General features: G+C 65.2%; 11 protein-coding genes. 4 read left to right on the top strand and 7 right to left on the bottom strand.

The genetic code is table 11. The annotated features are described in order from the left end of the window. The first annotated feature begins 208 nt into the window (after nt 1-208). Entirely contained in the window at nt 209-1,054 is an 846-nt protein-coding gene (pepA, locus tag ASF77_RS16140; protein ID WP_162244864.1) for a flocculation-associated PEP-CTERM protein PepA, read from the top strand. 63 nt (nt 1,055-1,117) lie between these two features. Here the strand turns inward: pepA and ASF77_RS16135 are convergent, their stop codons facing one another. The 6 genes from ASF77_RS16135 to ASF77_RS16110 all read right to left on the bottom strand — a co-directional run bounded on the left by ASF77_RS16135 (nt 1,118) and on the right by ASF77_RS16110 (nt 9,718). Then, nucleotides 1,118-1,828, bottom strand: coding sequence for an energy-coupling factor ABC transporter ATP-binding protein (locus ASF77_RS16135; RefSeq protein ID WP_056341386.1), 711 nt, complete (start codon nt 1,826-1,828; stop codon nt 1,118-1,120). Next, a complete protein-coding gene (locus ASF77_RS16130) occupies nt 1,825-2,532 on the bottom strand; it encodes an ABC transporter permease (RefSeq protein WP_056341384.1) in 708 nt (235 codons plus the stop codon). Before ASF77_RS16130 ends, ASF77_RS16135 begins: the two co-directional genes overlap by 4 nt. Nucleotides 2,533-2,538: 6 nt before the next feature. Beyond that, the gene (locus ASF77_RS16125; RefSeq protein WP_056341382.1) at nt 2,539-3,408 is read right to left on the bottom strand and encodes a formate dehydrogenase accessory sulfurtransferase FdhD; all 870 of its coding nucleotides are present in this window, start codon (nt 3,406-3,408) and stop codon (nt 2,539-2,541) included. Continuing rightward, nucleotides 3,405-6,206, bottom strand: coding sequence for a formate dehydrogenase subunit alpha (gene fdhF / locus ASF77_RS16120; protein WP_056341380.1), 2,802 nt, complete (start codon nt 6,204-6,206; stop codon nt 3,405-3,407). Before fdhF ends, ASF77_RS16125 begins: the two co-directional genes overlap by 4 nt. Further along, nucleotides 6,203-7,918, bottom strand: a complete 1,716-nt coding sequence (locus ASF77_RS16115) for an NAD(P)H-dependent oxidoreductase subunit E (RefSeq protein WP_056341378.1) — start codon at nt 7,916-7,918, stop codon at nt 6,203-6,205. The genes fdhF and ASF77_RS16115 overlap by 4 nt, the downstream gene beginning before the upstream one ends. A 156-nt stretch (nt 7,919-8,074) precedes the next feature. Beyond that, the gene (locus ASF77_RS16110; RefSeq protein WP_056341376.1) at nt 8,075-9,718 is read right to left on the bottom strand and encodes an OFA family MFS transporter; all 1,644 of its coding nucleotides are present in this window, start codon (nt 9,716-9,718) and stop codon (nt 8,075-8,077) included. A 121-nt stretch (nt 9,719-9,839) separates the two neighbouring features. Here ASF77_RS16110 and ASF77_RS16105 point away from each other — a divergent pair, with 121 nt between their 5' ends. The 3 genes from ASF77_RS16105 (at nt 9,840) to ASF77_RS16095 (ending at nt 12,711) form a co-directional block, all read left to right on the top strand. Further along, nucleotides 9,840-10,916 carry a substrate-binding domain-containing protein gene (locus tag ASF77_RS16105; RefSeq protein ID WP_056341374.1) on the top strand — a complete coding sequence of 359 codons (1,077 nt, stop codon included), beginning with the start codon at nt 9,840-9,842 and terminating at the stop codon, nt 10,914-10,916. 159 nt (nt 10,917-11,075) lie between these two features. Beyond that, on the top strand, nt 11,076-11,630 hold the full coding sequence (locus ASF77_RS23740; protein ID WP_082493860.1) for a PAAR domain-containing protein: 555 nt from the start codon (nt 11,076-11,078) through the stop codon (nt 11,628-11,630). Between the two features lie 10 nt (nt 11,631-11,640). Beyond that, nucleotides 11,641-12,711 carry a DUF2515 family protein gene (locus ASF77_RS16095; RefSeq protein ID WP_056341372.1) on the top strand — a complete coding sequence of 357 codons (1,071 nt, stop codon included), beginning with the start codon at nt 11,641-11,643 and terminating at the stop codon, nt 12,709-12,711. A gap of 49 nt (nt 12,712-12,760) precedes the next feature. Here the strand turns inward: ASF77_RS16095 and ASF77_RS16090 are convergent, their stop codons facing one another. After that, the gene (locus tag ASF77_RS16090) at nt 12,761-12,997 is read right to left on the bottom strand and encodes a hypothetical protein (protein ID WP_056341370.1); all 237 of its coding nucleotides are present in this window, start codon (nt 12,995-12,997) and stop codon (nt 12,761-12,763) included. Between the last annotated feature and the right edge of the window lie 227 nt (nt 12,998-13,224).

Here is a 13,224-nt window from a genome sequence, read left to right as displayed (position 1 = left end):
TCAAGGCAGCCTCATAACGACTTGTGCCCAACAGAAATGCGCTTTTGTCGGGAATCTTTACACGTACGCACAGCCAAAAAATTTGAGTAATTTAAGCAGTTGATTTCAAAGAAGATTTGCTTTGGGCATGGGGATTGCTTTACTAAAAGTTCCCCCACCCCAACGACTATGTGTCGAAAGATTAACAATGAATTTCGTTAAGAAACTTATGTGCGCTGCAGCAATGGCGCTCGGTTCGACCGGTGCCGCAATCGCGAGTCCGGTGCTGAACAACTGGGTTTTCAATCCGACAGGCGGAGGCTTCAGCAATGGTCAGGTGATCAACGAATACCTGGACATCAACGGCAATGCCTTCATTCAGCTCACCCCCAACGGCGGTACGGCCTTCGCGTTCAAGGAGACAGCCGTCTTCAACATCAAGCAAGCCGACAGCAACGGCCAGTCGTTTTCGAAGAACTTCCGTGGCGGTAATATCACGGCGACCTTCGAAGCTGTCGGCACCGGCATTTTCGGCGGTGCCTTCACCTTCAGCGGCGGTACGGTGCGCATGTACCACAACCCCACGAACGGCCAGTATGGCGGTACCAGCGGCCACTACGGCGCCGACCTGGGCAACATGATCGCCGAGTTCAACGTGCTGGGCGGCGGCGGCATGGTCGACCAGGCCGGCATCCCGACGCGCAACGGCCAGGTCAGCGTGTTCGCCCAGGCGGCACCGGGCATGCTGGACGCCGGATACTTCTTCAACAAGGCGGGCCAGGATCTGTCGACCGAATCGATCCTGTCGTTCGCCTTCACCAACGCCAACGCCTTGTCGCGTCCGACCGGCACCCTGGTCACTGAAGTGGCCTGCCAGTTCGCCGGGTTCAACGGCCCAGGCTGCAACGGCGGCACCTACGCCAACCGTCCGGGCTCGTATTTCTTCATCGGCGCCAACGGCCAGTTCAAGCTGGGACAGAATCCGGCGCCGGTGCCGGAACCGGGCTCCTTCGCCCTGTTCGGCATCGCCCTGCTCGCCGCCGGCGCCGCCGCGCGCAAGCGCAAGGCCGCCTGATCGTCTTCATGGCAGGCGTAAAAAAAGCGGCTTCGGCCGCTTTTTTTTCGTCTTGTGTGCCGCTCACGCGGGGGCGTCGGGCATTCCCTTGTCGGACATTCCCTTGTATGGCCGCGCTTCGAGCTGCCCGTCGCGCAATTTGAGCCGGCGCACCCCGGGCAGGCCGATCAGGTCGCGGTCGTGGCAGGCCATGACCACCGTCGTTCCCTGCTCCAGCAGAGTGGGAATCAGGGCGATCACCTGCTCGCGTGCGGCGCCGTCGAGGTTGGCGGTCGGCTCGTCGAGCAGCAGCAATCGCGGCTGCAGCACGCGGGCACGCGCCAGCGCCACGCGCTGCTTTTCGCCGCCCGACAGGCGTGCCGGGTCGGTATCGGCCAGGTAGCGCACGCCGGCCCAGTCCATGGCCTGCGCCACGACCCTGGCGATACGGGCCTTCGGCTCGCCGCGCGCGTTCAATCCATAGGCGATGTTGCGCGCCACGCTGGTCGAGAACATGATCGGATGCTGGTGCACGTAGACGATGGCGCGCCGCAGCATTTGCGGGTAAGGATGGAGCGCCACCGGCTTGCCTTCGAAGACGGCGCTCTTGACGTCGGCCGTCTCCAGTCCCGCCAGCACGCGCAGCAGCGTGCTCTTGCCTGCGCCGTTGGCGCCGGTCAGCACATAGGCGCTGGCGGCGTCCAGGCGCAGCATGTCGATGTCGAACAGCAGGCGCTCGCCGTGGCGCTTCTTCAAGCCGTGCACCGTCAGCAGCGCATCCGCATCGGTGCTCATGTCCGCCCTCCCGCCGTATGCGCTTCGCCCTGCAGCAGCATCAGGGCGCCGTTCATCAAGAGCGCCAGCGCGACCAGCACGATGCCCAGCGCAATGCCCTGCGCGAACTCGCCCTTGCTCGTTTCCAGCGCGATGGCGGTGGTGATGGTACGCGTTTCTCCTTCGATGTTCCCGCCCACCATCAGCGCGCAGCCGACTTCCGAGATCACGCGTCCGAAGCCGCTGATCACGGCCGCCATCACGCCGTAGCGCGCTTCGTGCAATACCGTGAACATGACGCGCCAGCGCGAGGCGCCCAGGGCCCGTGCCGTCTCGGCGTAGCGGGCGTCGAGCGCCTGCACCGCCGCCAGCGTAAAGGCCAGCAGCACCGGCAGCCCGACCACGAACTGGCCGGCGATGATGCCCGACTGCGAGAACAGCCATTCCAGCGGCCCGAGCGGGCCGCGGCGCGACAGCAGCAGATACAGCAGCAAGCCGATCAGGACGGTCGGCAGGGACAGGGCGCACTGCGCCAGCCAGACGGCGATGCGGCGCCCGGGAAAACGGTGCATGGCGATCGCGTAGCCCAGCAGCACCGCCGGCGGCGTGGCCAGCAGCAGGCCGATGACGCTGGTCTTGATGGACACCCAGATGATGCGCCAGAGCGCGGCGTCGCCGGAAAACAGCAGCGCAAACGCATGCGCCGTGGCGTCGTACAGGGACATCGGAACTCAGGCGCTGCGGGGATAATGAGGAACGTCGGCCAGCTCCGGCTCGAACACGAGCCGCTCCTGCCCTGCCAGCAGCAGGAAGTGCTTGCCGCTGCAGCGCGCCAGCAGGCTCATGCCGACCTTTTGCGCCACCATGTGCCCCATCTGCGTCGTGCCCGAGCGCGACAGCAGGAAGGGAATGCCCATCTGCGCGCCCTTGATCACCATTTCGGAGGTCAGCCTGCCGGTCGTATAAAACACCTTGTCGGCGCCGTTCACGCCTTCCAGCCACATCAGGCCGGCGATCGCATCGACCGCGTTGTGGCGGCCCACGTCTTCCACGAAGTACAGCAGCTCGCCCGTGTTGGAAAACAGCGCGCAGCCGTGCACCGAGCCAGCCTGCTTGTAAATCGATTGCTGGGTGCGGATGGTATCGACGATGCGGTAGACGACCGACTGGGTGAGGCGTGCACTATCATCCAGGGAAATAGTCTCAACCTCATCCATTAATCCACCAAATACAGATCCTTGCCCGCAGCCGGTGGTGACGACCTTCTTCGCCGTGCGTTCCTCGACATCGGCGATGCCATTGCGGGTGACGACCGCCACCGCGTCGACCGACCAGTCGACCTGCACCGAGACCACGTCCTCGATCGCGCGCACCAAGCGCTGGTTGCGCAGGTAGCCCAGCGTCAGGGCTTCGGGCGCGCCGCCCAGGGTCATCAGGGTCACCAGCTCACGTTTGTCGACATACACCGTCAACGGGCGCTCGGCCGGAATCGCGATGGTGGAGGCGCGCCCCCGTTCGTCGAGCGCGCTCACCTCGTGGGTGAGGTGGGCGCGCGCGTCCGAGAGTTGTGGCGAATAGCGTTGCAGGTCTGTGCAGTTCATGTTGCCAATTGTGCCATGCCGGCCAGGATTTGGCCGCCACCGTAGCTGCTTTGCTGTGCGACCTCCCCGCCCGGCGTCACCTTGATCGCACAATACTTGAACTCGGGGATCTTCCCGAACGGATCCAGCGCGGCATTCGTGAGGCGGTTGATGGCCGCCTCGTAGTAGCAGAACGGCACGAAGATCGCGCCTACGGGCGAACTGTCGTCGGCCCGCGCATACAGCACCACTTCGCCGCGGCGCGAGGCGATCGTGAGCGGCGCGCCCGGCGCGATGCCCAGGCGTTCCAGATCCAGCGGGTGGACGAGGGCCACCGGATCGGGCTCGATCGCATCGAGCACCGTGGCGCGCCGCGTCATGCTGCCCGTGTGCCAGTGCTCGAGCTGGCGGCCCGTGATCAAGACCATCGGGTACTCGGCATCGGGCCGCTCGTCGGCCGGGATGATATCGGCCGGCACGAAGCGCGCCCTGCCCCCTTCGCGCGGGAACAGTTCGGTGAACACGACCGGCTGGCCGACGTCGCCCTCGTTCACGCAGGGGTAGACCACCGCGCCGTTGCGCTCCAGGCGCTCCCAGGTGATGCCGCCGATGCTGGCCATGGTGTGGCGCATCTCGTCGAACACTTCCGACACGTGGCCGTAGTTCCACGGCAGGCCGAGGCGGTTGGCGATCTGCTGGATGATCCAGAGATCCTGCTTCGCGTCTCCGGGCGGATCGATCGCCTGGCGGCCCAGCTGCACCAGGCGGTCGGTATTCGTGAACGTGCCGGTCTTTTCGGGGAAGGCAGAGGCCGGCAGGATCACGTCGGCGAGATACGCCGTCTCGGTCAGGAAGATGTCCTGCACCACCAGGTGTTCCAGCGCCGCCAGCGCGGCGCGCGCGTGGTTGGCGTCCGGGTCGGACATGGCCGGGTTCTCGCCCATGATGTACATGCCGCGAATCTGCCCTGCGTCGATGGCGTCCATGATCTCGACCACGGTCAGGCCCGGTTTTGGATCGAGCTTGGCGCCCCAGGCGGCCTCGAATTTCTGGCGCGCGGCGGGGTTGTCGACGCGCTGGTAGTCCGGCAGCATCATCGGGATCAGGCCGGCGTCCGAGGCGCCCTGCACGTTGTTCTGGCCGCGCAGCGGATGCAGGCCGGTGCCGGGACGGCCGATCTGGCCCGTCATCAGGGCCAGCGCGATCAGGCAGCGCGCGTTGTCGGTGCCGTGCACGTGCTGCGACACGCCCATGCCCCACAGGATCATCGATCCCTTCGAGGTGGCATACAGGCGCGCCACGTAGCGGATGGTGTCGGCGTCGATGCCGCAGATCGGCGCCATCGCTTCCGGGCTGTACTCGGCGACGTTCTTTTCCAGCTCTTCGTAGCCGATCGTGCGGCTGGCGATGAAGGCCGCGTCGACCAGCTTTTCGCTGACGATCACGTGCATCATGGCGTTGAGCAGGGCGACGTCGGTATCGGCCTTGAACTGCAGGTAGCGGTGCGCGTGGCGCGCCAGTTCGGAGCGGCGCGGATCGAGCACGATCAGCTTGGCGCCCGTGCGCACGGCGTTCTTGATCCAGGTGGCCGCGACCGGGTGGTTCACGGTCGGGTTGGCGCCGATGATGACGATCACTTCGGCGCGCGTGACGTCCATCACCGGGTTCGAGACGGCGCCCGAGCCGATCCCTTCCAGGAGGGCCGAGACCGAGGAGGCGTGGCACAGGCGCGTGCAATGGTCGACGTTGTTGGTGCCGAAGCCGGTGCGCACCAGCTTCTGGAACAGGTAGGCTTCCTCGTTGCTGCCCTTGGCCGAGCCGAAGCCCGCCAGCGCGGCGCCGCCGTGTTCGTCGCGGATCTGGGCCAGCTTGCCGCCGGCCAGCGCCAGCGCCTCTTCCCAGCTCGCTTCGCGGAAGACGTCGAGCACGCGGTCCGGATCCATCGTGAACTCGCCCGTCTTGGGCACGCCCGCGCGGCGGATCAGCGGTTTCGTCAGGCGATGCGGATGGTGGGCGTAGTCGAAGCCGTAGCGGCCTTTTACACACAGGCGGCCCAGGTTGGCCGGGCCGTTGCGGCCTTCCACGTACAGGATCTTGTTGTCCTTGACCTTGTAGGTCAGCTGGCAGCCGACGCCGCAGTACGGACAGACCGAGTCGACCTGTTTATCGGGGATGTTGAGGGCGACTTCGCGCGCCGGCATCAGGGCGCCGGTCGGGCAGGCCTGCACGCATTCGCCGCAGGCGACGCAGGTCGAGTTCCCCATCGGGTCGTCCTGGTCGAAGACGATCTTCGCATTCTCGCCACGGAAGGCCAGGCCGATGACGTCGTTGACCTGTTCGTCGCGGCAGGCGCGCACGCAGCGCGTGCACTGGATGCAGGCGTCGAGGTTGACGGTGATGGCCGCGTGCGTGTCGTCGCGCTGCGGCTGCCGGCGCGTGGGCGTGAAGCGCGGCTTGCCGAGGCCGAGCTTTTCGGCCCAGACGTCGACTTCGTTCTTTCTCGTGTACTCGGCTTCCGGCATGTCGGCCAGCAGCAGTTCGAGCACCATCTTTTGCGACGCGAGCGCGCGTGCGCTGTCGGTCGTGACCTTCATGCCCTGGCTCGGGTGGCGGCAGCAGGACGGCGCCAGCGTACGCTCGCCGTCGATCTCGACCATGCAGGAGCGGCAGTTGCCGACGGCCTCGAAGCCTTCCTTGTAGCACAGACGCGGGATGGCGATGCCTTCGCGGTCGGCGACCTCGATCAGGGTCTCGTGCGGCAGGGCCGCGACTTCGCGGCCATTGAGTTCGAAGGTGACGGTGGGAGTAATCGCGTTCATGATTTCATTGTCTCCAGCTCGTGCGGGAAGTATTTGATGACGCAGTCGAAGGGATTCGGCGCAGCCTGGCCGAGGCCGCAGATCGACGCGTCGCGCATGACCTGCGACAGTTCGCCCAGCAGGGGCACGTCCCATACCGGCTTGCGGATGATGTCGAGCGCCTTGGCGGTGCCGTTGCGGCAGGGCGTGCACTGGCCGCAGGACTCGTCCTTGAAGAAGGCGAGCGTGTTGCGCGCGGCGGCGGTTGCGCTGTCGTGCTGCGACAGCACCACCACCGCGGCCGAACCGATGAAGCAGCCGTAGGGCTGCAGGGTGTCGAAGTCGAGCGGAATGTCGCCCATGGCGGCCGGCAGGATGCCGCCCGAGGCGCCGCCCGGCAGGTAGGCATAGAAATCGTGGCCGTCCTGCATGCCGCCGCAGTATTCGGCGATCAGTTCGGTGATCGTGATGCCGGCCGGCGCAAGTTTCACGCCGGGTTCCTTGACGCGGCCCGAGACCGAGAACGAACGCAGGCCGCGCCGGCCGTTGCGGCCGAAACCTGCAAACCAGTCGCCGCCGCGTTCGAGGATCTCGCGCACCCAGTGCAGCGACTCGAAATTGTGTTCCAGCGTCGGCCGGCCGAACAGGCCGACTTGCGCCACATACGGCGGGCGCAGGCGCGGCATGCCGCGTTTGCCTTCGATCGATTCGATCATGGCCGACTCTTCGCCGCAGATGTAGGCGCCGGCGCCGCGGCGCAGGTAAATCTGCGGCATGCCCTGCACCGGCGGGTCGCTGCGCAGTTTGTCCAGCTCGGCTTCGAGCATGGCGCGGCAGCCGTGGTACTCGTCGCGCAGATAAATGTAGATGGCCTCGATGCCGACCGCCCAGGCGGCGATCAGGGCGCCTTCCAGGAAACGGTGCGGGTCGCGCTCCAGGTAGACGCGATCCTTGAAGGTGCCGGGCTCGCCTTCGTCGATGTTAATCGCCATCAGGCGCGGGCCGCTTTCCGCGCGCACGATGCGCCACTTGCGGCCGAGCGGGAAGCCGGCGCCGCCCAGGCCGCGCAGGCCGGAGGTTTCCAGCGTGCCGATCACCCGTTCGACGTCATGGACGCCGGCGACGCAGTCGCGCAGCAGCTGATAACCGCCGTTGGCGCGGTAATCCATGAAGCCGATGTGGTGCGTGACCGCATCGAGCGTGGCGCCGGCGGCGACGGTCGCCACGACCGCTTCGGCGCTGGCGTTCGGAACCGCATGCTGTCCCACCACCGCCGCCGGCGCCTGTTCGCAGCGGCCGATGCAAGGGGCTTCGAGCAGGCGCACGTCGCGGCCGAGCAAGGACGGCAGCTTGTCCAGCAGTGCGCGCGCGCCCGCCATCTCGCACGACAGGCCGGCGCAGACGCGTACCGTCAGCGCGCTTGGGGCCGCCTCGCCTTCCTTGACCACGTCGAAGTGGTGGTAGAAGGTGGCGACTTCGTAGACCTCGGTCTGCGCCAGGCGCATTTCCTGGGCCAGCGCGGCCAGGTGGGCGCTCGACAGGCAGCCGAAATGATCCTGGATCTTGTGCAGGTGTTCGATCAGCAGGTCGCGCTGGCGCGATTCGGCGCCCAGTAAAGCCTGCACCTCGGTCAGTGCCTGCGGGTCGACGCGGCGGCCCTTCGGGGCTTCGCGCTTGCGCTGGCGGCTGGCGCCGGTGTTGGCGACGGCGATCGGGATGATGGGGTGGTTCATGGTTCGTCCCAGTTGTTCGATGTTGCGTTGTTGGTCGTGGCGGTGTGGTGTTTCAACCGGTGTACCGCGGGCATGCCCGCCCTACGGTGCAATGCCCTTCCGCGACGGCGGTGCACGGTAGGGCGGGCATGCCCGCGTACACCGCCGGAACGGCGATTATTTAAAGAGCACCGACGCCTTCTGCAGCGTCACCCAGATGCCCAACATCAGCGGAATACCCACCGCCGCCCAGGCAAACGCGGTTACCAGCGGGCTGCTGGCAATGCCGCTGCCACTGCCGCCGGCGACACGGGTGCCGGCCATGGCGTTGATGTCGCGCTCGTGCGCCAGCTTCTTCTCGGCCGCCAGTTCGGCGTCGGTCATGAAATGCTTGTCAGCCAGTGGACGGATCATCGCGTTGAGCAGGATGCCCACGATGACCAGCCCGGCCAGCACGTACATCGTCACGTCGTAGGCCTGCGCCTTCGGCACGCCGTGCGCGATCTGGTACTCGCGGATGTAGTTGATCAGGATCGGGCCCAGTACGCCAGCGGCGGCCCAGGCGGTCAGCAGGCGGCCGTGGATGGCACCCACCATCTGCGTGCCGAACAGGTCGGCCAGGTAGGCCGGCACGGTGGCGAAACCGCCGCCATACATCGACAGGATGATGCAGATGAAAGCGACGAACAGGGCGAGCTGGCCGGCGTGCGCCATCGACGGGATCGACAGGTACAGGATCGCACCGAGGATCAGGAAGACGAAATAGGTCGCCTTGCGGCCGATGTAGTCCGAGCACGAAGCCCAGGCGAAGCGGCCACCGATGTTAAACAGCGACAGCAAGCCCGTGAAGCCGGCGGCGATGGCCGCGATCTGGCCTTTCTGGGCGGCATCGAGATCGTTGAAGCCGAGGTCGACGCCGATCAGGCGTCCGCCGAACACTTCCTGCAGCAGTGGCGAGGCCATGCCCAGGATGCCGATGCCGGCCGAGACGTTCAGGAACAGCACACCCCAGATCAGCCAGAACTGCGGAATGCCCCAGACGCGGCTGGCATGCACGTGCTTCGAGGTGATCATCGTATTGGCCGACTTGGCCGGCGGGATCCAGCCTTCCGGTTTCCAGCCGGTAGCAGGCACGCGGTAGGTCATCGCGCCGCACACCATGAAGACGAAGTAGATCGCAGCCAGCGCCAGGAAGGTTTCCCAGACGCCGACCGAGTTCGCGGTAGCGAAGTGCTTCATCAGCTTGTCCGCCAACGGCGCGCCGATCATCGCGCCGCCGCCGAAGCCCATGATGGCCATACCGGTCGCCATGCCGCGGCGATCCGGGAACCATTTGATCAGGGTCGAGACGGGCGAGATGTAACCCAGGCCCAGGCCGATCCCGCCGATGACGCCGGAACCGATCCACATCAGCCAGATCTGGTGGGTGTAGATACCGAAGGCCGAAATGACCAGGCCGCCGCACCAGCAGACCGCCGAGACCATGCCGGCCTTGCGCGGACCGGCGTGTTCGAGCCAGCCGCCGAAGAGCCAGGCCGCCAGGCCCAGGAAGACGAAGAACAGCGTGTACATCCAGCCCAGCATCGAGATCTTCCAGTCGCAGCTGGTGGAAAAGATCTGCGCCATGAAACCCATGTCGGCGGCGCAGGCCACCGACTCGGTAATGCCGATCGCTTTCGACAGTGGCAGCCAGAACACCGAAAAACCATATGCCATGCCGATACACAGGTGAATCGCCAGCGCCGCCGGCGGTACCAGCCAGCGGTTAAAGCCCGGCCCTGCGATCGTGCGTTCCTTACTTAGAAAATCGAACAAACCCATCTCGTCCCCTCCGGTTTTATAGTTTTAAATATGCTTTTTAAAGCATATCTATCCAGCATTTTTTGTTGCTTTTGGAAGGTATCATGATGTTTTTGGCATGGAAATAGGCTATTTTTAGCATATGCTCAAAGTTCACATCCGCCCGCACTGGGAAATCAGCGTCAAGGGCGAAGCGCCGCTCGACACGGCCGACCTGCTCGGCCTGCTGTTGTCGATCCAGGACACTGGCTCCATCGCCCAGGCGGCCAAAAGCGTCGGCCTGTCCTACCGCTATGCCTGGGGCTTGCTGCGCTCAGCCGAAGCCCTGTTCGGCGAGCAGTTGCTGCAAACGGGGCGCGGGCGCGGCACGAGCCTCACGCCGCTGGCGCAAAAGCTGGTCTGGGCCGACCGCCGCATCGCCGCGCGCCTGTCGCCGACCCTGCACAGCCTGGCCTCGGAACTGGAAGCGGAACTCGGACGCATCACGGCCAACAAGCCGCGCACGCTGCGCATGGACGCCAGCCACGGCTTCGCGGTGGCCGCGCTGATCGGCAGCATCGACCGCGACGCCCTGCCGCTCGACCTGCGCTACCGCACCAGTACCGACGCCGTGGCGGCGCTGGCGCGGCGCGAATGCGACCTGGCCGGCTTCCACATTCCGCTCGGACGCTTCGAGGCGGCCACCTGCGCCTGGTACCTGCGCTGGCTCGATCCGAACCAGCATTGCCTGGTGCGCGTGGCCGGCCGCCAGCAAGGCCTGATCACGGCGCGCGGCAATCCGCTCGGCCTGCGCGGCCTGGCTGACCTGGCGCGGCCGGATGTGCGCTTCGTGAACCGGCAAGCCGGTTCCGGCACCCGCATGCTGCTGGAAATGATGCTGGCCGAAAGCGGCCCGCCGCTCGAATCGATCAACGGCTACAACAGCGCCGAATTCACCCATTCGGCAGTCGCGGCCTACATCGCCAGCGGCATGGCCGACGCCGGCTTCGGCATGCGCGCGGCCAGCGCCCAGTTCAAGCTCGATTTCCTGCCGCTGGTGCGCGAATACTATTATTTTGCGCTGCGCACCGACGCAGTCGACGAGCCGGCCATGCGCCAGCTGCTCGACCTGATGCGCGACCCGGCCTACCACCGGCTGGTGGCCGCCCTGCCCGGCTACGATGCGGCGGGCACCGGCGAACTGGTGTCGATCGCCGAGGCATTTTCGCTGCAGCCATAAGCTGCGTGGGCCAGTGACGCTGGCGCACAACGTTTTCGTACCCAGGCTTCCCCCGCATCCCCGCGATCGGCCTTGCACTCCTGCGTTGTCTCAAACGAGCGGCCTCGTCCGTCGATAGATTGGAGGCTTGCCCGAAACGTGGGGATGCGCGGGGACGCCATGGTCGACAGATATTTCATCACGCTCGGTGCGCCGACCACGGCCGGCGGCAAGGTCACGTCCGGCAGCCGTTTCCGCACCATCGACGGCGTTGCGCTGGCGGTCGTGGGCGACACCTGCTGGTGCGCCGCCTGCCTGTCCGAAGGCGTGATCGTGCCCGACGGCCCGCGCCTGGACGAGACGATCGACGGCCGCTTGGCCGCCCTGCACGACGACCTGTGCTTGTGCCAGTGCAGCCCGCCGCCGCGCCTGGTGGCCGCCCAGCGCCTGGCCTGCCAGTCGGTCGACGCCGACTGGTATGCCGGCCAGCTCGCCGCGGCGCGCGATGCGGCGGCGCTCGCCAACGCAGCGGCGCTGCGGCCGGACGACAGCGGCCTGCTGCCGATCGTGCTGCTCGATCCGGACACCTTGCTGCCGCTGGAGACCGGCGCCTACCGGCTGGATCTGGGAGCTGAATCGCTCCAGGATCTGCTCGACGGCCAGGGACGCACCGAGCCGCTCGCGGCCACGCAGCGGGCCGGCGCCGTCACCTGGTTGATGGACGAGGCCAATTGAGGCGCAACTCATGCAGGCCCGCTACCTCCCCGGAACGCCGAACCCCTGGTTCGCCATGCACAAGTACCACGGCATTCCCATCCACCGCAACATCAAGCCGATCGGCGAATGCAAGCTGCACCACCAAATCGGCCCGGCGGCGACCGTGGAGAAGGCGATCGGCGTCCCGATCCTGACGCCGGAACACCTGTGGCGCAGTTTCCAACTCGAGGCCGAAAACATCCTCAGCATCGACGGCAGCCTGGAAGGCAACGACCGCGAGCGCAACCGGCGTATCAATGCGGCGTATGCGAAGTTATGGCTGGCGGATAACCGCTTCCAGTGGGCGGGGCTAACGGCCTTTGCATCGAAACAGGTGGGTTGCGGGCTGCTGCATTCGGCCGACGTGAACGCGAAGAACCGCCGCGTGCGCGAGCAGGTCGGGCGGGCTTACGCCGCGTATCCCGGAGCGGGGGCGTCGACGATGGTGCAATCTTTCACGGAGACCGCGGCAGGGTACATGGTCAAGAAGCTGGGTTTCGGGAATGCACATCTGTTTTTGGATATCTATCCGCTACACAGATTTTTTATGGAGCGTGGGTGGGAGGAGTTCAATGCCTACCTCGACAAAAGGCAGAGCGATAAGTATCCGGTGCACTGGGCGGTAGACAGGAACACGCTTCGGTTTGGAACGCCGTTTGCAGAGATCAAGAACGGATTCAGTCACATCGTTTCAGGAGACCTGGCGTCAAGCGTTGAAAGCCTTGCTCGACACGAACAAGTGAATATTCTCCAAAAACTCATGTACAACGATCCCGTCCTGCAAAAGCTGCTGGCCGTGAACCAGTATGCCTGGGCAACCGATTTTCCAACGGGCGACTATGAGGAAATCAAGCTGACGCTGTCGGCCGAGTGCCGGGCGAAGAACGGTTTCACCTCCTGGTTTTCCAAGAAGAAGGGCGCGCAGCTGTGGCTAACTGCAGAGCGCATGCCATTCGTGCTGGCAGCCGCCAGACAATTCCATCGCCTCGTGCACGGTTCCGAGCGGCCTTACGTCGAGGCGTCGTTGCGCACGATCGCCGCCGGAGGGGATGTCGCATGAAGTGCAGTCAACTTCAGCAGCGTAAAATGAAGAAGCGCCTGCTCCGCCCTCACCGCCGCCGCTTCTTCCAGTTATAGTCCGGCCCCGTTACATCCACGCCCGGATGCCCCACCACATCCGGGTGCTCGGAGCACATCGTGATGAAGCGCACGCCCTTGCCTTCGCGCTGGCGGCGCCGCAAATCCTCCATGAAGCCCATGGCCTTGACCATTTCGTCGGTGCCGAAGCCCTGGGCATGCGGACGGCAATCCGTTTCCTCAATAATCGTCCAATACACCATATACATAGGCCCGCTCCACAAAGTGATTTTGACGGAATTGCTGAAGTAACAACAATGCGATAATTCTGCCTTCCGGCAGCCAACAGAAGCGCACGATTTCGCGGAAGATAGCAGATATTTAGCAGAGGAAATGGATATGAAGACAAAAAGTAGGACTAGTCCGAAATGTCACTTATATGTTAGCCGATTCACATAACAGCCTGCGCAGGGCCGCTAGGCTTAAGCCTGTCTTC

The sequence above is a fragment of the Massilia sp. Leaf139 genome (assembly GCF_001424165.1).
Taxonomy (GTDB): domain Bacteria; phylum Pseudomonadota; class Gammaproteobacteria; order Burkholderiales; family Burkholderiaceae_D; genus Telluria.
The sequence above is the reverse complement of the archived record's forward strand: the minus strand, read 5'-3'. Positions and strand labels throughout refer to the sequence as shown.